Below are 19,624 nucleotides of genomic sequence, written 5' to 3' on the forward strand. Positions count from 1 at the left end.
CCGAGCCCGAAACGGCTCGGCGACGCCGACGAGGGCGCCGCCGACGCCGGATCGGCGCGCGAGCGATGAATCGATCCGATGGATTCCGTCTGATCTGGTGTGGCGCCGCGCGAGGTCGACGATGACCTGCCATCGGCCACACGTCACCGAGCTCACGATTACCGGAGGTACCCCGATGCCCGACGCACACACCGAACGCCGGACAGGAGGGCAGCGGACTCCGGCGGTGATCCGGCTGCTGGTACTCGCGACGTTCGTGGTGATCCTGAACGAGACCATCATGATCAACGCGATCCCGCGGTTGATGACCGATCTCGAGATCACCGAACGCTCCGCGCAGTGGGTCTCCACCGCTTTCATGCTCACCATGGCCGCCGTCATCCCGGTGACCGGCTGGTTCCTGCAACGGGTCACCACCCGGCGCGCCTACGCGATCGCCATGGGAGTGTTCCTCGCGGGTACGGCCCTGTCGGCGGTCGCCCCGAACTTCCCGGTGCTGCTGATCGGCCGCGTCATCCAGGCCGGTGGCACCGCGGTGATGATGCCGCTGCTGATGACCACCCTGATGACGGTGGTGCCCGAACGTGACCGCGGCCGCGTGATGGGCAATGTCACCCTGGCCATTTCGGTCGCACCCGCCATGGGCCCGGTGCTGTCGGGGCTGGTGTTGCAGGTCGGTTCCTGGCGCTGGTTGTTCGTGCTGGTGCTGCCCATCGCGGGCCTGGTCACCTGGCAGGGGCTGCGGCGCCTGGAGAATGTGGGTGAGCCGGAGGCCGGCGCGATCGATTGGTCCAGCGTGGTGTTCGCCGCGCTCGGCTTCGGCAGCCTGGTGTACGGGCTGAGCCGCTTCGAGACCGGCAGCGTCACCACCCCGGCGCTCATCGTGGCCGCGGGTATCGCGCTGATCGGTGTGTTCGCCTGGCGGCAGCTGCGGCTGCAGCGCACCGGAACCCCGCTACTGGATCTGCGCATCCTGCTGTCGGGCACCTACAGCAAGGCGCTGATCTTCATGTCGATCGCGTTCCTGGCCATGCTCGGCTCGATGATCCTGCTGCCGCTGTATCTGCAGAACCTGCGGGGGCTGAGCCCGCTGAGCACCGGCCTGCTGGTGATGCCCGGCGGCATGGCGATGGGCCTGCTCGGTCCGACCATCGGCCGGCTGTTCGACCGCTTCGGCGGACGGGTGCTGGTGGTTCCCGCGGCCATCGGGGTCACGGTGTCGCTGGCCGGATTCACCCAGATCTCGATGAGCACGCCGTACTGGCAGCTGCTCGGCCTGCACATCCTGTTGATGGTGTCGCTGGCCGCGGCGTTCACCCCGGTCTTCACCCTCGGCCTCGGCGCGCTGCCGCAGCATCTGTACTCGCACGGCAGTTCCATGCTCGGCACCCTGCAGCAGGTGGCCGCGGCGCTCGGCACCGCGCTGGTGGTGACCGTGATGTCCACCCGCAGCACCTCGCTGATCGACCAGGGCGTCGACGCGACGACCGCTCACCTGGACGGCATGAAGCTGGCGTTCGGCGTCTCCGCCGCGCTGGCGGCGATCGTGATCGTGGTGGCGGTACTGCTGCCCAATCGTGCGAGTGCGCCGGAGGAGCCCGCCGAACCCGGTGCGCCGCAGGCGCCCGACACTCCGGAACTGGAGCTGGTGAAGGGCTGATCCACCGGTTCGCAGCCGCACCACCGCGAGCCCTCTCGGGCTGGAAAACCCGGCCCGAGAGGGCTCGCCGCATGAGGACCTCACGACACCCGATCGCTCGCAACCCCCGGGCAGCGGTCGGCCGCGCCCCGTGCGAACGAGCGCCGGATTCCACGAACACCGCCCGCACCCCGCGTTAAAGTAGAACACGTTCTTATTCTGGCGACGGAACGGATGCTGCGATGGGGTTTCTTCGTCCCAACCTCCCGGTGGTCGATTACGACGAATGGAGCAAGGGCACGAGGTCGGAGAAGATCCGGCCGATGGCCAGGCACTGGGCGGAGGTCGGTTTCGGTACACCGGTGGCGCTGCATCTGTTCTACGTCGTCAAGATCGCGCTCTACATCCTCGCCGCGTGGTTGATCGTGCTGAGCACCAGCGGGATCGACGGCTTCACCGAGGTCGGTACGTGGTGGACCGAACCGATCGTGTTCCAGAAGGTCGTCCTGTTCACCATGCTGTTCGAGGTGGTCGGGCTCGGCTGCGGCTTCGGACCGCTCAACAACCGATTCTTCCCGCCCATGGGGTCGATCCTGTATTGGCTGCGCCCCGGCACCATTCGCCTGCCGCCCTGGCCTGGCCGGGTGCCGCTCACGGCGGGCACCGCACGCACTCCGGTCGATGCGCTGCTCTACGCGGCGCTGCTGGTGCTGCTGGTGGTCGCGCTGTGCTCCGACGGCACCGGGCCGATCCCGGAACTCGACAGCGCCGTCGGTGTGCTGCCGACCTGGCAGATCGTGGCGATCCTCGCCGTGCTCGGCGTACTCGGGCTGCGGGACAAGGTCATCTTCCTCGCCGCGCGCGGCGAGGTGTACGGATCGTTCACGGTGGTGTTCCTGTTCGGTGGCGTGGACATGATCGTCGCGGCGAAGATCATCTTCGTCGTCATCTGGATCGGCGCGGCGATCTCCAAGCTGAACAAGCACTTCCCGTTCGTGGTGTCGACCATGATGTCCAACAATCCGGTGCTGCGGCCCAAGGCCGTCAAACGGATGTTCTTCGAACGGTTTCCCGACGACCTGCGCCCCGGCCGCCCCTCGCGGGTCCTGGCGCACGGCGGCACGGCCGTGGAACTATGTGTGCCGCTGGTGTTGTTCTTCAGCCACGGCGGCCCGCTCACGACCGTGGCCGCCATCGTGATGATCTGCTTCCACCTGACGATCCTGGTGGCCATCCCGATGGGTGTGCCGCTGGAGTGGAACGTCTTCATGATCTTCGGAATACTCACCCTGTTCGTCGGCCACGCCGATCTCGGTCTGGCGCAAGTGGATTCCCCGGCGTTGATGGCAGCCGTGTTCGTCGTGCTCATGGGCATCGTGATCCTCGGCAACCTGTTCCCGGCCAAGATCTCGTTCCTGCCGGGGATGCGGTATTACGCCGGGAACTGGGACACCACCCTGTGGTGCATCAAGCCCTCGGCCGAGGCGAAGATCCGCTCCGGCATCATCGCGGTCGCGGCCATGCCCGCCGCTCAGCTCGAGCGGTACTACGGCAGCAAGGAGGCCGCCCAGATCCCGCTGTATCTGGGGTACGCGTTCCGCTCGTTCAACACGCACGGCCGGGCCTTGTTCACCCTGGCCCATCGTGCGATGGCCGGCCACGACGAAGCCGAGTACACGATCACCGACGGTGAACGCATCTGCTCCACCGCACTCGGCTGGAACTTCGGCGACGGTCACCTGCACAACGAACAGCTGATCGAGGCCCTGCATCAGCGCTGCGGATTCGAGCCGGGCGAAGTGCGGGTGGTGCTGCTCGACGCCCAGCCCATCCACACCCAGACCCAGCGCTACCGCCTCGTCGACGCCGCCACCGGCGAATTCGAGCGCGGCACAGTGCGAGTGGTCGACATGGTGACCAGGCAGCCGTGGGATGATCAGCTGCCCGTGTACCCGGACGCCGTCGAGGAGACGAGCCGGTCCACGCAGTGATCGCGACCCCGATGCCGGCTGATCAGGTAGTCAGGACCGTTGTCGAGTCGAGCAGGTACTGCGACAGCCCGCTCTCGAGGCAACGCCCGGCCGCCGGGGCCCGGATCCGCTCGGCCTCATCGACATCCCCGGTCGCGCTGAGTACAGCGCTCAGCAGTAACGTCGCCCCCAGTGCGGCCAGCGGACGGCGGCCGGGATCGATAGCGGCGGCGAGCGCGCGTGCCCGCGCGGCGGCTTCGTCACCGCGATCTCGCAGCAGCAGCAACCGGATCGCCGAATACTCGTCCAATTCGGCTGTGACAGTGGCTATTCCGTCGCCACAGTCGAGCGATCGGGGCCGCAGCAACTGGCGGGCCGACGTCTCCGGGACGCCGAATCCGAGCCGGATGCGCTCAGTGCGTAGCCGGGCCGCCAGACGCGCCAGCCCCAGCAGTTCGGCCTGCCGCATCCCCTCCGCGAGCCGCAAGACCGCGGCATCGAGGTCACCGTGCGCGGCTTCGACCCGGGCAGCGGTGGCATAGGTCGCGATCATCACATCGACCAGACCGCCGCCCTCGGCGGCCAATTCGCGGAAGTCGGGCAGCAAGCGCAGGGCACCGTCGAGGTCGCCGCTGTAGTAGCGCAGTTCGCTGAGCAGCGCGCCGGCGATCCTGGCCGCATGCGAGCGCGGGCCCATCGTCTCGACCGCCAACTCGAAGGCCGCATCGAACGACGCGAACGCGGCGGGTATATCGAGTTGCTCGCGCGCGGCGATCGCGGTGGCGCAGCGGCCGTACACTCGCACGAACGGGCCGGTCGCTTCGTGATACGGCCTAACCCAGAGCTGGCGCCGCCGGGCCGCGTCGAACTCGAAACGGTAGATCGAGGCGAAGGAGTCGATATTGCCCGCCACTCCGGTGACTCGCGGCGGGAAATCATCGGGCCGCGACAGCACATCGGCGAGCAAGCCGTCGATCTTGTTGAGACGGTCGTTGAAAATCTCGGCGACACTGTCGATCACGGCGGCTTCCGCGCGCAGGTCGGCGATCTCGGACTCGCTCGCCGACGTCTGGTCCAGGGCGGCGGTGAACCGTGCGAGCGAGACCGCGGCCGGCGTGCTCGGGCGCCGTAGCACCAGATTCACCCAGGCGATCCACAGCTGAATGCGCGGCCGGGACGCGATCGCGGACGCCGGGAGCTTGCCGAGAATGCCGAGCAACGTGGTCATCTTGGCGTGTTCGAGCAGATCGGTGGCGCCCTGTTCGACGAGCTCGACCGCATGCCAGGGGTCCCCGGCGGCGAGCGCATGATCGACCGCCTCGTTCAGTAGATCGTGGCGGGCGAACCACGCCGCGGCGCGCAGGTGCAGCGCGTCGATGTCGTGCGGTGGGCGATCGCGCGCGAGACGCCGACGCAGGTATCCGGCGAAGAGCTGATGATATCGATACCACTGGCGATCCGGTCCCACCCGTTCCAGGAACAGGCCGCGGTGCTCGATGTCGGCCAGGGTCGCCGCCGCGCCCTCGGAACCGGTGAGCGCGGTGGCCAGGCCACCGCACAGCCGGTCACAGATGGCGGTGGTGGTGAGGAATTCGACGGTGGCCTCGTCGAGCCCGTCGAGGACGTTCTCGGCGAGATAATCGCCGATGTCGGCATGCTCGGTCAGCGCGGTGAGCAGCTGGGCGGGGTCGTCTCCGGCGCGCAACGACAGCACCGCCAACTGCAGCGCGACCGCCCACCCGTCGGTGGTGTCGGTCAGCGCCTCGATATCGAGCGCCGGTCGCAGGCAGCCTTCCTCGGCCAGCAGGGCCCGTACTTCATCGGCATCGAAACGCAAAGCGTCGGTATCGATCTCGACCAGCTCCCCGCTCAATCGCAGTCGGCTCAGCGGCAGGTCGGCGGTGGAGGTGCTGGTGAGCACCAGCGGCAGATGATGGCAGCCGTGCTCGAGCAGGAAACGCAGCGCGGCGACCGTTTCCGGCGCGGTGACCCGCTGCCAGTCGTCGAGCACCAGCGTCAGCTGATCGTCGGCGCCGTGCGACCGGTTGATCAGCGCGGTCAGGACGTGGCGGGTGGGATCGTCGGGATGCTGTTCGAGCAGCTGTGCCAATTCGGCGGCCAGCGCCGGCCGTGGCAGGCGAATCGCCTCGACGAGATGTTCGAGAAACCAGACCGGGTTGTCGTCGTCGCTGTCGACGGTCAGCCAGGCCACCGCGCCGCCCGCCTCACAGACTTCGTCGCGCCAGCGCGCGGCCAGGGTGGTCTTGCCGAATCCGCTGGGCGCGTGGATCAGCGTCACCCGCTTGCCTGCGCCCGAGCGGAGCCGGTCCAGCAGCCGCTTCCTGATGATGGGCGAGCGCGCCGAGGTCGGCGGCCGGTATTTCGTGGCCGGGGTCGGGGGAGCGGTGCTGCGTCCGCGCGGGTGTGTCGTATGCGCGGCGGTGGCGATCCGGGGTGTGGTGGCCGGCGGCAGCGGCAGCTCGTCGACGGGCAGGTCGTGTCGGCGTTGGATGCCGCGCAGGTGTTCACCGAGCGCGGCGGCGGATTCGAATCGCTCGGCCGGTCGACGGGCCATGGCCTGCTCGATCGCTGCGGACACGTCCTCGGGAATGCCCTGGTGGCGTAGGTCGGGCACCGGCTGCGCGGCAACCCGAAGGAAATGCGCCAGCACCTGTTCGCCTTCGCGCCGCTCATAGGCCACATGGCCGGTCAACGCGCAGAACAGCGTGGCGCCGAGGCCATAGATGTCGGAGGCGACGGTGGGCGCCTCGCCTTCCAGGATCTCCGGCGCGGTGAAGGCCGGTGAGCCGGTGATGATCCCGGCCGCGGTCTGGAAGTCGCCGGCCGGGCGGGCGATACCGAAATCCGACAGCTGTGGCTCGCCGTAATCGGTGAGCAGGATATTGCCCGGCTTCACATCACGGTGCAGGGTGCCGACTCGATGAGCGGCCTCGAGCGCACCGGCGATCTTGACGCCGACGGCCAAGACCTCGGTCCAGTCGAGCGGCCCGGAATCGCGGATGCGCCGTTCCAGCGAGCCGTGCCCGTGATAGGGCATCACGAGGTAGGGGTGGCCGCCGGTGGTGGTGCCGACCTGGAAGACGTCGACGATGTGCGGATGCCCCGACAGTTGCCCCATCGCGCGTTGTTCGCGCAGGAATCGTTGCAGATTCTCGGCGGCCAGATCCGAGGTGAGGACCTTGACCGCGACGACCCGGTTCAACTCGGATTGGGTGCACCGGTACACCACGCCGAAGCCGCCCCGCCCGATCTCCTCGGCCTGCTCGAGGCCTTCGGTATTCAGTTCCGCGATGATCCCGGCAGCTCGGTTGCGCTGGGTCGGCGGCAGGTCGGCCATCGTCGGCCTCGATTCTTCGCGAACCAGGGACGTCCCCGCGTGCGGGGCCTGACTCGAGAATAACCCGCCGATCAGGCGCTGAGGCGGATCAGCGGCTGGGCTCGGCGGGGCGGTCGCTCCTGTTGCCTGCGTCTGCCGTGCGGTTCACGCCGACGGAGCCCACATGTTCGACAGCAGCCGATGGCTGGGTGTGTCGGCCAGCGATTGCGAGGATTCGTAGATGCGGACGTATCCGGTGGCGGTGATGCGCCAGACCCCGTCGGGATCGCGGCGATACCGGTCGGAGTAGTAGCCGGAGCCGCGGATGAGCACACCGTAGTCGGTGGCGATGACGGTATCTTCGAACAACCAGCTGCCGGTGGCTTCCTCGCCGTCGACGCTGATCTCCGGGTGGTTGGCGACATGCGTGGTGACGATGCCCGGGCCCATATTGTCGCGCAGGAATCCGACGACGGCCTCGCGCCCGTTCAGCACCAGCGGCTCACCCAGCGCATGGGTGCCGTAGCGGCCCTCGACATCGTGGGCGAGGGTGTCGCCGAACTCGTCCCACAGCTTCAGATCGAGCGTGCGGAAGTACTTGTACTTGAGCGCGCGAATGGCTTCGACTGCCACCAGGTCCATCGCTCGAGCCTGACACGGCGCACGCGGCAAAACAAGAACATGTTGCAAATTCGGGGTGACGAATTCGGGCGCGCGGTGCGCGGCCGGTTCCGCTCAGGTGAAGGCCTGCTCCAGTCCCTCGAACCACGCCGAATCCTCCACCAGGCGGCTGCTGCGCCAGCCGTCGGTGGTCCGGACGAGATCGTGGTTGTACCAGCCGCCGCAGAAGAACTGTTTACCGGTCGAGACGATCATCGGGTTGAAGAACATCGCCCGCACCCGAGCCTGATCGCCGTCGAGCGTGACGTCGATATTGGAGACGAAATGCTGGGTGCGGGAGAACAATTCGAGCGCCACCGACAGTTGCGACACCACGGTGTCCAGATCGCCGCTCGGCCCGCCCGCGGTGGTGTAGTCGATGTGGGCGTCCGGGGTGAACACCGTGCGGTAGAGCTGCCAGTCCTTGGTGTCGACGGCATGCGCGTAGCGGGTGAGCAGGTCGCCGATGGCGATCCGATCCGCGATCGTCTGTAGATCCATCCCTCGATATAAGCGCACGAGGGCACCCCGGGGGAGCCGAATCCGTCGGTTGCCCCGTCGGCCCGGGTATCTGCCGGCGATGGCTCAGGCGCCGGCCAAGCCGGCTAGGCGGCGCAGAACTCGTTGCCTTCCGGATCGAGCATGATCCACCAGTGCCCGGCAGGCCCGCGGTCGAACTCCTGAACCCGGGTGGCACCGAGGCCTTCGAGCCGCTGCACGAGTTCCTCGAGGCTCGCTGGTGCGCTGTGCACGTCGATGTGCAGGCGGTTCTTCACGGTCTTGGCCTCAGGGACGTCCTGGAACAGCAGCCGTCTGCCCTGGCCGACGCCGCTGACCGGGTCGAACGGATCGTCGGGGTGCCGGATCGCGGCGTAACCACGGAAGGTCTTGCGGCCGTGATGCTCGCGCACCGCGGCTTCCGGGAGCTGGCCGGCGGCCAGCAGCCGGTCGACGAGGTCGCTGGGATCCTCGACCTCGTATTCGAGCGCCGCGGCCCAGAAATCGGCCAGCGTGGCCGCATCGCGGCTATCGATGACGAGCTTCCAATTCAATGCCATGGGCATGTCCTATCATCGGCCACCGTCAGCCTCGGCCTGCCTCGATCCGGCACCGACGATGTCATTCGTCGATGACCTGCGTACCCGCCAGCCTGTCGTGCCAGCCCTGCTTGCTCGGGCTCGAACTGATCGTGACCGCGATCGCGATCGCGGCGATGAACCACAGGATCGGGCCGACCCAGGGAATCAGGTTCAGCAGCATGTAGGCATTGCGCAGCGCGGAATCCTTGACGCTCGGCTTCGGTGCGCCCCCGGACCCGTTGACGTGCAGTCCGAGAATCTTCTTGCCCGGCGTCGACCCGCTCGCCACCTCGAAGACGAGGAAGTACAGGAAGCCGAAACCGGCGCCGGGCAGGATGGATACCCAGTCGGGGGTGTCCCATGCCATGTTCAGTAGCCAGAAGAAGATCGCGCCGATGATCGCGGCGAGGATCCAGTCGATGAAACGGGCTGCGGCGCGTTTGCCGAGTCCGCCGGGAGTGACCCCGGCAGCCGAACCGAGCCGAGGATCGTATCCACCTGCACTCACCATGGTTACTCCTTCTGAAAAGTAGTTCCACTTGTCCGGAGTGTGTCGCACCGCCCGTCGGGTGGCCGCTCCAACGATCTCACAATCTCGGGCGGCAGCGGCGAATTAGCTGAAATGTGGCTAGAGTAGATGTGAGCCGCGGCGCGGTGCAGGGGGGCGGAGACCGGTCGGCACCCCCTACGGCACGGCCCGGCGTTGCGCGAATCCCTGTGAACTCCTGCCCTGCTGTGGGATTCGCGCTCACGCATGGCGTTCGGTGGTCAGGTCGGTACTGGATTTCGAGGAAAGGACAACGATGCAGATGCGCTCACAGTCGGCTGTGCTGGAATTCGTCGACGAAGTGACGGTCCGGTACGGCTCGCTCGACACGTACTTCACCCGCATGCGGGCCGAACTCGATGACGAGCCAACGGTCGTCCTGCCCGCCCTCACCGACACACCGACCGCGCCGACGGCGTGGGCGGCAGTGCCGCGCGAGGAACCGGTTGCGAATACCGACGGATGCGGACGAGTACGCGGCTGCGGACATGCCGAAGATGAGCCGGCGCAGGAGCCGGTTGCCAACGGCCGCAAGGGTACTGCCACCGTCTGGGGTCGCCTATGGGGGCGGAGTTAGCCCACCCACCTATCCACGACGGGATCGGCGACGAATGTCGTAGCAGGTTCGCACCGCCGAGGCGCGACGACAACGCTGGTACTTCGTGGAGGGTATGACATGTTCGGCTCGCGCGGCATCGCTCGGATCGCCGCCATCATCGCGATAACGATCGGTGTCCTCGCGGGGGCCGGGTTCGCCCCGGCCGCCGCGGAATACGGGGGAGTCCTCGCCATCGAGGACGTCACCTTCGTGCACTCGCCCGATGCCGCCGATGACAGCGGCGGAACCCTCGAAGTCACCGTCACCTACAGCTGCGCCGACGGCGAAGCCGACAGCCTGCACGTGTACGCCTATCAGGGCACACAGTCGCCGAGCGACGCCCCCGCAGGCGCACCGCACGGACCCGGCTACGACTACGACATCATCTGCGACTCGGTATCCCGCCGCAAAACCGTCGCGATCGACCCGCCGTGGCACGGAACCGGCTCGGATACCCGTCATTTCACCAACGGCGCGCAAGGCCGGGTCACCGCGGAACTGCGCCGCGGAACCACCACCACCCGGCACGCCACCGGCTGCTTCGAATGGAAGGACCCGACCGCGCGCAGATGAGCCTTGCATGCCGGTGTCGCGACCCGATCGCCCGGCGGTGCGCAGATCGACAGGGGGCGTGCGGCCGCCGACACTGCCGCGCGCGGATCACGGTGATGTCGCGTCCTCGGGCGGGTAGGTGAGCCGCGTTCCCTCGGCCCGCGCGAAGGAGGTGAGCGTATGGCGGCGCCGACTGGTCGCCGACATGATCTCGACGACGGGCACATTCCGCACGGTGAGCGCGTCGGCGACCAGCGAACGATGGCACCGCCAGGGCACGGCCTCGGCGCACATGATCGCGGTGCGTTCTTCCCGGGCCAGACGCATGAGTTCGCTGAGCGCGTCCTCGAATTCGGTGGTCTGCATGTAGTCGGCGTATCCACGGAAACTCGTGTTCCGCCATCCGGTGTTCGGCGAATCCTTCCTGGAATGGCGCAGCCCGCCGAGCCCTGCCAGATGTGTGTAGCCGATACCGGCGTCGTGCAGGCTCACCGCCAAATCGTCGCTGTTGAACTGCGGATTGTGCCGGGAACGCGGAATCGTGCGAATGTCGGCGAGACGGCGAATGCCATAGCCGCGCAACAGTGCCACGAAATCCTCGATCGACATCGTGGAATGCCCGACGGTGTAGACCGCGCCGTCGGGTAGCTCGCGCTCCGCACCCACGGCTAGCGCGCCGCGGCGACGAGTTCGGCGCAGCGCTCACCGACCAGCATCACCGTGATGTTGGGGTTGACTGTCGTGTGCGCGGGGAAAACCGACGCGTCCGCGACCCGCAAACCGTCCACGCCCTTGACCCGCAGCTGCGGATCCAGCGGGCTCAATGGGTCGTCCTCGGCGCCCATCCGCACCGTCCCCGCCGGGTGATAGACCGTGTTGTGCGTCCGGCGGATGTAGTCGGCGAGTTCGGCATCGGAGCTGGTGCCGGGGCCCGGATACAGCTCGCGCGCCACCCATGACGCCAGCGGCGCGGTCGCCGCGATCTCGCGGGCCTTGCGCAATCCGGCGATCATCACGCGCATGTCATGACCCTCGGCGTCGGTGAAATAGCGCGGATCCACCCGCGGCTTGTCGCGGAAATCGCGGGAGCGCAGCCGCACCGTACCCCTCGACCGGGCATGGGTGACGTTGGGAGTGAGGCAGAAGGTGTTCTTGGCGGTGGGGTAGCCCTGGCGCACGGTGTGCATATCGAACGGCACGCTGCCGTAATGCATCATCAGGTCCGGCCGGTCGAGCCCGTCGACGGTCGTGGTGAAGATGCCGGCCTCCCACCACTGGGTCGAGCTGGTCACCATCGGGCGTGTCGTCTCGAAGCCGATCACGCCCTCCGGGTGATCCTGGAGATGGGCGCCCACACCGGGGGAGTCGACCAGCACCTCGATGCCGTTGGCCCGCAGATGATCCGCCGGCCCGATGCCGGAGAGCATCAGCAGTTTCGGCGAGTCGATCGCACCGGCGGAGACGATGATCTCGCGGCCGGCCGTCACCCGGGTCGTGCGGCCGAAGGCATTGTCGGTGATCTCGACCGCCACGGCCCGGCCACCGTCGAGCACGATGGCCTTGGCCCACGCGCCGGTCCGGACGGTCAGATTCGGCCGGTCGAGGACCGGGTGCAGATAACTGACCGAGGACGAGGCGCGAGTGCCGTCGGCTCGGCGATTGATCTGAAAGAAGTTGGCGCCGTTGATCACCGTGGTTCCGGTATTGAACTCCGCACGCGGAATACCGAGGGCCTCGCAGGCGTCCAGGAGCGCGACCCCGCACGGATCAATCGGCGGCACGGTCATGATGTGCACCGGCCCGCCGCGCCCGTGATGATCGCCGGGTGCGTCGTTGGTCTCGATCCGGCTGTAGAGCCGATACACCGAATCCGCGCCCCAGCCGGTGCAGCCGTGCTCACGTTCCCACGAATCGAGGTCCTCGCGCGGTGCCCAGAACGCGATACAGCTGTTGTGCGAGGAGCATCCGCCGAGCACCTTCGCCCGGGCATGGCGCATGAACGAATTGCCGTTCTCCTGCGGCTCGATCGGATAGTCCCAGTCGTAGCCCGATTCGAGCAGCTCCATCCAGCGGTCCAGCCGCAGAATCGCCTCATCGCCGACGTCGCTCGGCCCCGCCTCGAGCAGGCACACCGTCACCGCCGGGTCCTCGGACAGCCGTGCCGCGACAGCCGCACCGGCCGACCCGCCTCCGACGACCACATAATCGTATTCGCTCACGACTGCTCCTTCCGGTCGGCGAACCAGCCGGTGACGCCCGGCCGGAGATTCTCGTAGACGTGCTTGGCCTCGCGATACTCGTGCAGGCCGGACGGCCCGAGCTCACGCCCGATCCCGGAGCGGCCGTAGCCGCCCCATTCCGCCTGCGGCAGATACGGCCCGAAATCGTTGACCCACACGGTTCCGTGCCGTAATCGACCGGCGATGCGGCGGGCCCGCGCGGCATCGGCGGACCATACGGCGCCGGCCAGTCCGTAGTCGGTGTCGTTGGCGATGGCGACGGCTTCGTCCTCGGTCGTGAACGTCTCGACGGTCACCGTCGGCCCGAATCCCTCATCGTGCACGCACGCCATCGCGCGGGTGGCGCGGTCGATGACGGTCGGCAGATAGAAATAGCCGTCATCGAGGTTGCCCGCGCCGCGGTCGCCGGTGGCGAAGGCGCCGCCGGTGCGGATCACGGCGCCGTCGGCGCGGGCCTGCTCGACATAGCCGTGCACCTTCTCGCGGTGTGCGGCCGAGATCAGCGGCCCGGTCTCGGTGTCGGGGTGGAAGGGCAGGCCGAGCCGGATCTGCTCGGCGCGGCGCACCAGCTCGTCGACGAACCGGTCGTGCGCGCGTTCCTCGATCACCAGCCGCGCACCGGCCGAACACACCTGGCCGGAATGCAGGAACGCGGCGTTGAGCGCGTTGTCGACGGCGGCGGCGAGCCGCTCATCGGTGTCGCAGGCATCGGCGAACACCACATTCGGGTTCTTGCCGCCGAGCTCCAGGGCCACCTTCTTGACCGTGGCGGCGGCTTCGCGGGCGATGATCCTGCCGGTGGCCAGACCGCCGGTGAACGAGACCAGGTCGACATCGGGATGCGAGGACAACGGCGCACCCGCGGTCGCGCCCGCCCCGAGCACCAGATTCGCCACGCCCGGCGGCACGCCGAGCTCGTGCAGCACCGTCATCAACAGAATCGAGGTATGCGGTGTCAGTTCAGCGGGTTTCAGAACGAAGGTGTTTCCCGCGGCCAGGGCGGGTGCGACCTTCCACGCCACTTGCAGCAGCGGGTAATTCCACGGTGTGATCAGCCCGCACACCCCGACCGGCTCGTAGACGATGCGGGAATCGACATCCGGTGAGCCCGCGTCGACCACGCGGCCGGCGTCTTCGCCGGCGAGTTTGCCGAAGTACCGGAAGCAGTGGGCGATATCGGACATGTCGATATCGGATTCGAAGGGCCGCTTACCGGTGTCGAGAGTTTCCGCGCGCACGAATTCCGCGCGCCTGGCATCGATGGCGTCCGCGACCCGCAACAGCAGATCGCCGCGTTCGCCGGCCGAGGTCCGCCGCCAGGGGCCGTCGTCGAAGGCGCGCCGAGCCGCGGCGATGGCGGCCTCGGTATCGGCAGCGTCCGCTTCGGCCACCACGCCGACGAGGGAATTGTCGGCCGGGCAACGGATTTCGCGGGTGTCGCCGGACCTTGCCGCGGTCCAGGCGCCGTCGATATAGAGGGTCTCACTCATGCGGTGGTTCTCCCTTCCGGATCGCTGTCGGTGTCGACGTCGCCGGGATCCGGCTCGTGATGATCTGTCGCCGAGCGCCGCAGATGCAGGTAGCCGAGATGACGTTCGTACTGGTCGAGAATGTCGCCGATGATCTGCTCGCGGGTGTAGCCGTTGAGCGAATAGCCCTGCGACCCCTCGGCCAGATAGACCTCGCAGCGGAAATACCGGTCCTGCGAGCGCTGGGCGAGGACGGCGTAGGTCGGGGTCGGGGCCGAAACCGGCCACACGCAGTATTCGAAGCGGGGCTCATTGGCTTGGTCGACGACCAGCCGCGTGGTCGGCATGCCCTCGTTGCGCGCGGATTCGTCGATGGTCGCCGCCACACCGGCCCGGGTGAACTCGGCGCCGACGTCCCGCACCGCGGGGATCACCGAGCCGGTCATGAATCGGCGCGTGGCCGCGGGCCCCGGATAGCTGATGGTGGCCAGCAGCCGGCGGCGCCAACTGCCGTGTTCGGCCGGCCCGCGCCCCGCCGCGATGGCGTGCGGCAGTGCGGTGCGGAAGCTGTCGAGTTTGTAGGACTCGTTGCGTACCGAGCGCAGCAACGCGATGCCGATCAGCGCGAGCACGAACGAGAACGGCAGCCCCATGATGATGGTCGCGTTCTGCAGCGTGCTGATGGAGCCACCCGCGCCGGCGAACAGCATCGACAGCGTGAGCAGCCCGATCGCCACCGACCAGAAGATGCGGGTGCCCTTGGCGCAGTCGGCCATCGGATTCGGCAGCCGCGAGGTGAAATTGCCCATCACGAGAGCACCCGAATCGGCGCTGGTGGTGTAGAACAACAGGCCGGTGATGGTCGCGATGCCGAGCAGTAAGGGCGCGCCCGGGTACTGCTCGAGCAGCGAATAGAAGCCGACTTCGGCCTGCGCGGCCGTCGTGTCGGCGAATTCGGCGTCCTTGCGAGCGAGGTCGAGCGCGCTGTTTCCGAAGATCGAGATCCACATCAGGATGAAGCTGAACGGCACCACCAGCACGCCGAAAACGAATTGGCGCAGGGTGCGCCCGCGCGAGATGCGCGCCAGGAACAGTCCGACGAACGGCGCCCACGCCACCCACCAGGCCCAGAAGAACAACGTCCAGGCATCCAGCCAAGCGGTCGGCTGGTTCGGCGTCTCCGGATTGCGTTCCCAGGCGAAGGTGTCGAGGGTGCGATCGGGGAAGGTCGAGACGTAATCGCCGGCGTTCTGGGCGAGGGCATTGAGCAGGAAATCCGAGCGCCCCGCCACCAGGATGTAGATCAGCAGCGCGATCGCCATGATGACGTTGAGTTCCGACAGCCGCCGGATACCGCGATCGACACCGGTGGTCGCCGATATGGTCGCCACGATCACCGACAGCACGATCAGGCCGATCTGGGCGGCCTTGCCCTGGTCGATGCCGAACATTTCGTGCAAGCCGTAGTTGAGTTGCACGATCCCGATCCCGAGCGAGGTCGCGATGCCGAAAATGGTGCCGAGGACGGCGGCCACATCGATGGCGTCGCCCCAGCGGCCGTGCACCCGCTTACCGACGATGGGGTAGAGGGCGGCGCGGATGGTCAGCGGCAGATTGTGCCGGAATGCGAAGTAGGCGAGCGCCGCGCCCATCAGCGCGTACATCGCCCAGCCGCTGAGGCCGTAATGGAAAATCGTCCAGGTCGTCGCCGCCCGGGCGGCCTCGTTGGTCTGGGCGGGGCCGGTGGGCGGGTAGAGGTAGTTGTAGACCGGTTCGGCGACCGAGAAGAACATCAGGTCGATGCCGATACCGGCGGCGAACAGCATGGCGGTCCAGGTGAACAGGCTGTACTCCGGGCGTGATTCCTCCGGCCCCAGCCGGTAGCGGCCGTACCGGCTGACACCGAGAAACACGACGAGACCGACGATGCCGGTCGCCAGGAGGAAATACCACCAGCCGAACCAGGTGGAGATGAACGTCTTGACCTCGCCGACGACGGTTTCCGCACTTTCCGGGGCGGCCAGTGCCCAGATCGCGAACACGAGCACGATGCCGGCCGCGGCGAGGAACACCGGCTTGTTGACCGACCCGCGCCCGGCCGCCGGATGCGCGGGATGGGCGGAATGGAAGGTGGCGGCGTCGGCGGCATCCGATGTCGCGGTAACGGAGGGTTCGCGGTCGGTGTTGTCGCTGTCCGGTGGATCGCTGACGCCACTCATGTGACGCACGCTAGTCGCGTCGGTGCGAGGCCGGAGGCATCATCGGCCTCGTGTCCGTGATCGGTCCCGACCCGCGTCGGGCCGCCTCCCGGCCGCTGATCCGGGAGAGGTGTGCGCGTCAACGACTGTGACCGGGCCTCGGCAGGCCCGGCCCGGTAGTCGATGCGGCTTCCGGGACGGCTACCCCGGAATCACCTGATGTCGATGGTCCCGTCGAACATCAGTGGGGTCGGGCCCGGTTCGCAGCCGCGGAAGCTGCTGGTCGGCATCGGCACGCCGTAGCCGATCCGGTTCGGCTCACCGGCCTGGCCCTTCATGACCGTGATCTGGATGGCCATCGAATCCGGCGGGAACAGCATCACCGGTTCCATGGTGGTGATCGGGTAGACCAGCGAGACGGTGTTGTCGCGGACCGTCAGGCAGGTCACCGGTCCGGTGACGCGGATCGGCAGGTTCATATTGCCGAGCTTGGCGGTGGCCACATAGGTGCCGGTTGTGGGATTACCCGGTGAACTCTGTGCGTCGACGTGCAGCACGTTCATGCCGAGGACCTGCATATTGCCGTCGATCGTGACGCTGGTCGGCTGTGCGGCAGCCTGTCCTGAACCGGCGATGACCGCTGCGGTCGCGATCGCCGCCGCCGCGCCGAGCCGGGTGAGCTGATGTGCCATGAGTGTGCCTCCTCGGGTCGTTGTCCCCGTTGCGCGGATACCCGGGATGATCGCGTTCACGCCGGAGAGATCGATCCCGATTAGTGCTGGGATGATGGGATATTTCGCCCCGACGTCCGGTTCGTCCAGGGTCAGGGGGCGGGCACCATGTCGTGCAGGATGTCGGTCAGCGATGTCGGCGTGATGCCGAATGTCTGCTCGGTGAAGGTGGAGTCGACCACGAACGGCTGGTCGAGCTGGTACTGCACTTCGCGGAGCTCCCGGACGATCGGGGAGGTCAGACCGCCCACGCGCAGCATCCACCCGGGCATGCGGCGCAATGTCGGCGCGGGTGCGCCGGCGACCCGGGCGAGCCGCTCGGCCAGCTGCCGGGGTGAGACGGGTGGACTGGTGGGTACGTGCCAGGCCCGGCCCCAGGCGCGTTCGTCCTGGGCGAGGGCGATGAGCGTGCGGGCCGCGTCGCCGGTACCGGTCCAGCTGTGCGGCGCATCCGGATCCCCTGGCAACAGCGCCGTCTTCCCGGATAAGACCTTGGGCGCCACCATGACGGCGAAGGTGGACCGGCCGCCGCGGCCGAGGAAATCACTGGCCCGCACTTCGGTGACCCGCACCCGCCCTGCCTCGTAGGCCGCCATCGCCTCCTGCCAGGCCTGCGCGCGCACCCGGCCCTTGACCGAATTCGGCGCCATCGGCGTCTCCTCGGTCATCGCCGCCGCGGGTGCTCCGTACCCGTACAGGTTGCCGAGCATCACGTATCCGGCACCGGTCGCCTCCGCGGTTCGCAGCAGGGAGCCGAACAGCGGCAACAGCTGCGTGCGCCAGCGGTGATACGGCGGCGCGGCGCAGTTGAACAGCGTCTGCGCTCCGGTGGTCAGCTCGATCAGCCGGGCGGTGTCGCCGGCATCGGCGGCGACACACTGGATATGCCGATCGCGCGGCCCGCTCCCGCTACGCGTGATCAACCGGACCTCGTGCCCGGCATCGGCCAGCAGTTGTGCGGTGAGGGTGCCGACGCCGCCGGCGCCGACCACAACAGACAGTGTCATGGGCTTCTTTCGATCGAGTGATATTCGGGGCTGGACACAAGACACCGCCCGAGCCCAGAACGTGACACCACTGCGACGAAACAGCCCAGCGAAATGTGAGGCGTGACGGCCGGCGTCGCCGGATCAGGCGACGTCGACGGTGCTGCGCACGCGGTGGGCGCGAATCAGCAGGGCCGCGCGCAGATAGCACAGGCCGGTGACATCGTTCGGGTCGAATCCGGTGATCTGGCCGATGCGTTTCAACCGGTAGTCCACGGTGTTGGTGTGCACGTAGAGTTTGCGGGCCGAGCGGGAGCGCTGCATATTCGTGGCCATGTGGACCTCGAGCGTGGTGAGCAATTCCGGGTGCGCCTCGAGGGAATCCAGGACCGAGCTCAGGTAGTCGCGGGCCGGGCCCGGCCGGGTCAATTGGTATTCGAAGGCCAGCTCGTGTGGGCGATACACCTTGCTCTCGCCGCCGAGCAGGTGCACGATATCGACCAATTCGTGGACCTGCTCGGCGATGCCGGGGATCTGCGCGGGTGCCGCCGTCGTCGCGACCGCCCGGATCGGGACCTGGCCTGCGGCGGAGAGGTTGTCGATCAGTTGGTCGAGGTCGTCGTCGGTGAACTCGGTGGCGGGCAGCAGTAGGGTGCCGCCGTCGACGCTGAGCAGCGACAGCACCTTGCCCGCGCACCGGTTGGCCAGTTCGGCCTGCACCCGGCGCAGCTTCCGGCGCGCCACGATCTTCTCGTCGAGCGCCGAGACCTGCTCCTCGGGATGTGGTGGAAGCTCCAGCGCCACAACGTGATAGCGCTCGGCCACCTCGATGCCGCACTCGCGGGCCATGGTGGAGGTGCTCTGCCCGCCGAGCAGCGCCGAGGTCAAGGTGTGCACCGCGGTGTGGTGTTCGCCGACCACCGAACGCAGTTCGCGCACATAGGCCACCGATACGGCCGAGTTGATCATGTCCTGGGCGTCCATCAATCGCCTGGCCACTCCGACCGCGGTGTCGAAATCGTGGATGGTGCCATTTTCCAGGATCAAGTCGAAACCGAGCTTGAAGCCCTCATGGATGGCGTGATGGATGGTGTCGATCGGGATGCCCTCGCGCGCCCAGTCGGCGGCGGCGTCCTGTACCCGTTGGGTGCGGCCGCGGAGATCGCGGCCGTCCAGCATGCTGTTGGTCAATTCCAGGCAGACCCGCGTCACCGTGGTGATATCGCCGTCGAGCGCTTCACCGGGCAGGGTGGCACACGGAACGACATTTTCGATGAAATGGCCGACCATCTGACGGGAAATGGTCCGTACATCCTTCAGGGGAGTGGATACCGGCCGACCGGACGAAGTGAGAAATGGTTCGGCTGAGGCTGCGACAGACATGGTAATTCCTTCCCACCCAGGGCCGCTGGGCAGGGAATCACGCTACCGCGAGAACCCGTTGCCATGTCGTGACCTTCGATTGTGACAAGGTGGAACGGATATCGGAAACGTTTATAGATTCCAACAATCGAGACCGCGGCCGCGGGACCCGGGCACCGGGGGGGGGGGGGGGGGGGGAGAAGAAAGAGGGGGGGGGGAAAAAGGGGGGAGGCAGGGGGGAAAAGGGCGCCCACGG

At 67.6% G+C, this 19,624-nt stretch carries 16 protein-coding genes; 4 read left to right on the plus strand and 12 right to left on the minus strand.

Going from position 1 to position 19,624, the window contains the following annotated elements; genetic code table 11:
- Positions 1 to 175 precede the first annotated feature (175 nt).
- Both AC5W7N_RS13380 and AC5W7N_RS13385 read left to right on the plus strand, forming a co-directional pair.
- Positions 176 to 1,660, plus strand: coding sequence for an MDR family MFS transporter (locus tag AC5W7N_RS13380; protein ID WP_195007090.1), 1,485 nt, complete (start codon positions 176 to 178; stop codon positions 1,658 to 1,660).
- 221 nt (positions 1,661 to 1,881) lie between these two features.
- On the plus strand, positions 1,882 to 3,630 hold the full coding sequence (locus tag AC5W7N_RS13385; RefSeq protein WP_495923872.1) for a DUF3556 domain-containing protein: 1,749 nt from the start codon (positions 1,882 to 1,884) through the stop codon (positions 3,628 to 3,630).
- Between the two features lie 22 nt (positions 3,631 to 3,652).
- Here AC5W7N_RS13385 and AC5W7N_RS13390 read toward each other — a convergent pair whose 3' ends face one another.
- The 5 genes from AC5W7N_RS13390 to AC5W7N_RS13410 form a co-directional block, all read right to left on the minus strand.
- Positions 3,653 to 6,967 carry a protein kinase domain-containing protein gene (locus AC5W7N_RS13390; RefSeq protein ID WP_495923874.1) on the minus strand — a complete coding sequence of 1,105 codons (3,315 nt, stop codon included), beginning with the start codon at positions 6,965 to 6,967 and terminating at the stop codon, positions 3,653 to 3,655.
- Between the two features lie 144 nt (positions 6,968 to 7,111).
- Positions 7,112 to 7,588 carry a nuclear transport factor 2 family protein gene (locus AC5W7N_RS13395; RefSeq protein WP_495923875.1) on the minus strand — a complete coding sequence of 159 codons (477 nt, stop codon included), beginning with the start codon at positions 7,586 to 7,588 and terminating at the stop codon, positions 7,112 to 7,114.
- Between the two features lie 93 nt (positions 7,589 to 7,681).
- A complete protein-coding gene (locus AC5W7N_RS13400) occupies positions 7,682 to 8,107 on the minus strand; it encodes a nuclear transport factor 2 family protein (protein WP_495923877.1) in 426 nt (141 codons plus the stop codon).
- A 104-nt stretch (positions 8,108 to 8,211) separates the two neighbouring features.
- On the minus strand, positions 8,212 to 8,664 hold the full coding sequence (locus AC5W7N_RS13405; RefSeq protein WP_194991716.1) for a VOC family protein: 453 nt from the start codon (positions 8,662 to 8,664) through the stop codon (positions 8,212 to 8,214).
- A gap of 61 nt (positions 8,665 to 8,725) precedes the next feature.
- Positions 8,726 to 9,196 carry an RDD family protein gene (locus AC5W7N_RS13410; protein ID WP_163810932.1) on the minus strand — a complete coding sequence of 157 codons (471 nt, stop codon included), beginning with the start codon at positions 9,194 to 9,196 and terminating at the stop codon, positions 8,726 to 8,728.
- 292 nt (positions 9,197 to 9,488) lie between these two features.
- Here AC5W7N_RS13410 and AC5W7N_RS13415 point away from each other — a divergent pair, with 292 nt between their 5' ends.
- Together AC5W7N_RS13415 and AC5W7N_RS13420 are read left to right on the plus strand one after the other, a co-directional pair.
- On the plus strand, positions 9,489 to 9,809 hold the full coding sequence (locus AC5W7N_RS13415; protein ID WP_495923879.1) for a hypothetical protein: 321 nt from the start codon (positions 9,489 to 9,491) through the stop codon (positions 9,807 to 9,809).
- A gap of 99 nt (positions 9,810 to 9,908) precedes the next feature.
- On the plus strand, positions 9,909 to 10,403 hold the full coding sequence (locus tag AC5W7N_RS13420; protein ID WP_195019487.1) for a hypothetical protein: 495 nt from the start codon (positions 9,909 to 9,911) through the stop codon (positions 10,401 to 10,403).
- 87 nt (positions 10,404 to 10,490) lie between these two features.
- On the opposite strand, the gene AC5W7N_RS13425 is transcribed toward AC5W7N_RS13420, so the two are convergent.
- The 7 genes from AC5W7N_RS13425 to AC5W7N_RS13455 form a co-directional block, all read right to left on the minus strand.
- Positions 10,491 to 11,048: a DUF488 domain-containing protein gene (locus AC5W7N_RS13425; RefSeq protein WP_490724076.1), complete on the minus strand. Its 558-nt coding sequence runs from the start codon at positions 11,046 to 11,048 to the stop codon at positions 10,491 to 10,493.
- 2 nt (positions 11,049 to 11,050) lie between these two features.
- On the minus strand, positions 11,051 to 12,601 hold the full coding sequence (locus tag AC5W7N_RS13430; RefSeq protein ID WP_495923882.1) for a GMC family oxidoreductase: 1,551 nt from the start codon (positions 12,599 to 12,601) through the stop codon (positions 11,051 to 11,053).
- The gene (locus AC5W7N_RS13435; protein ID WP_495923884.1) at positions 12,598 to 14,112 is read right to left on the minus strand and encodes an aldehyde dehydrogenase family protein; all 1,515 of its coding nucleotides are present in this window, start codon (positions 14,110 to 14,112) and stop codon (positions 12,598 to 12,600) included. The genes AC5W7N_RS13430 and AC5W7N_RS13435 overlap by 4 nt, the downstream gene beginning before the upstream one ends.
- Complete coding sequence (gene betT / locus AC5W7N_RS13440) at positions 14,109 to 16,310, minus strand: choline BCCT transporter BetT (protein WP_495923885.1); 2,202 nt, start codon at positions 16,308 to 16,310, stop codon at positions 14,109 to 14,111. The genes AC5W7N_RS13435 and betT overlap by 4 nt, the downstream gene beginning before the upstream one ends.
- Positions 16,311 to 16,501: 191 nt before the next feature.
- The gene (locus tag AC5W7N_RS13445) at positions 16,502 to 16,981 is read right to left on the minus strand and encodes a hypothetical protein (protein WP_163810943.1); all 480 of its coding nucleotides are present in this window, start codon (positions 16,979 to 16,981) and stop codon (positions 16,502 to 16,504) included.
- A gap of 131 nt (positions 16,982 to 17,112) precedes the next feature.
- Positions 17,113 to 18,027: an NAD-dependent epimerase/dehydratase family protein gene (locus AC5W7N_RS13450; RefSeq protein ID WP_195019484.1), complete on the minus strand. Its 915-nt coding sequence runs from the start codon at positions 18,025 to 18,027 to the stop codon at positions 17,113 to 17,115.
- 123 nt (positions 18,028 to 18,150) lie between these two features.
- Positions 18,151 to 19,296: a PucR family transcriptional regulator gene (locus AC5W7N_RS13455; RefSeq protein WP_163810947.1), complete on the minus strand. Its 1,146-nt coding sequence runs from the start codon at positions 19,294 to 19,296 to the stop codon at positions 18,151 to 18,153.
- Positions 19,297 to 19,624 lie beyond the last annotated feature (328 nt).

The sequence above is a fragment of the Nocardia sp. CDC519 genome, from assembly GCF_059509835.1.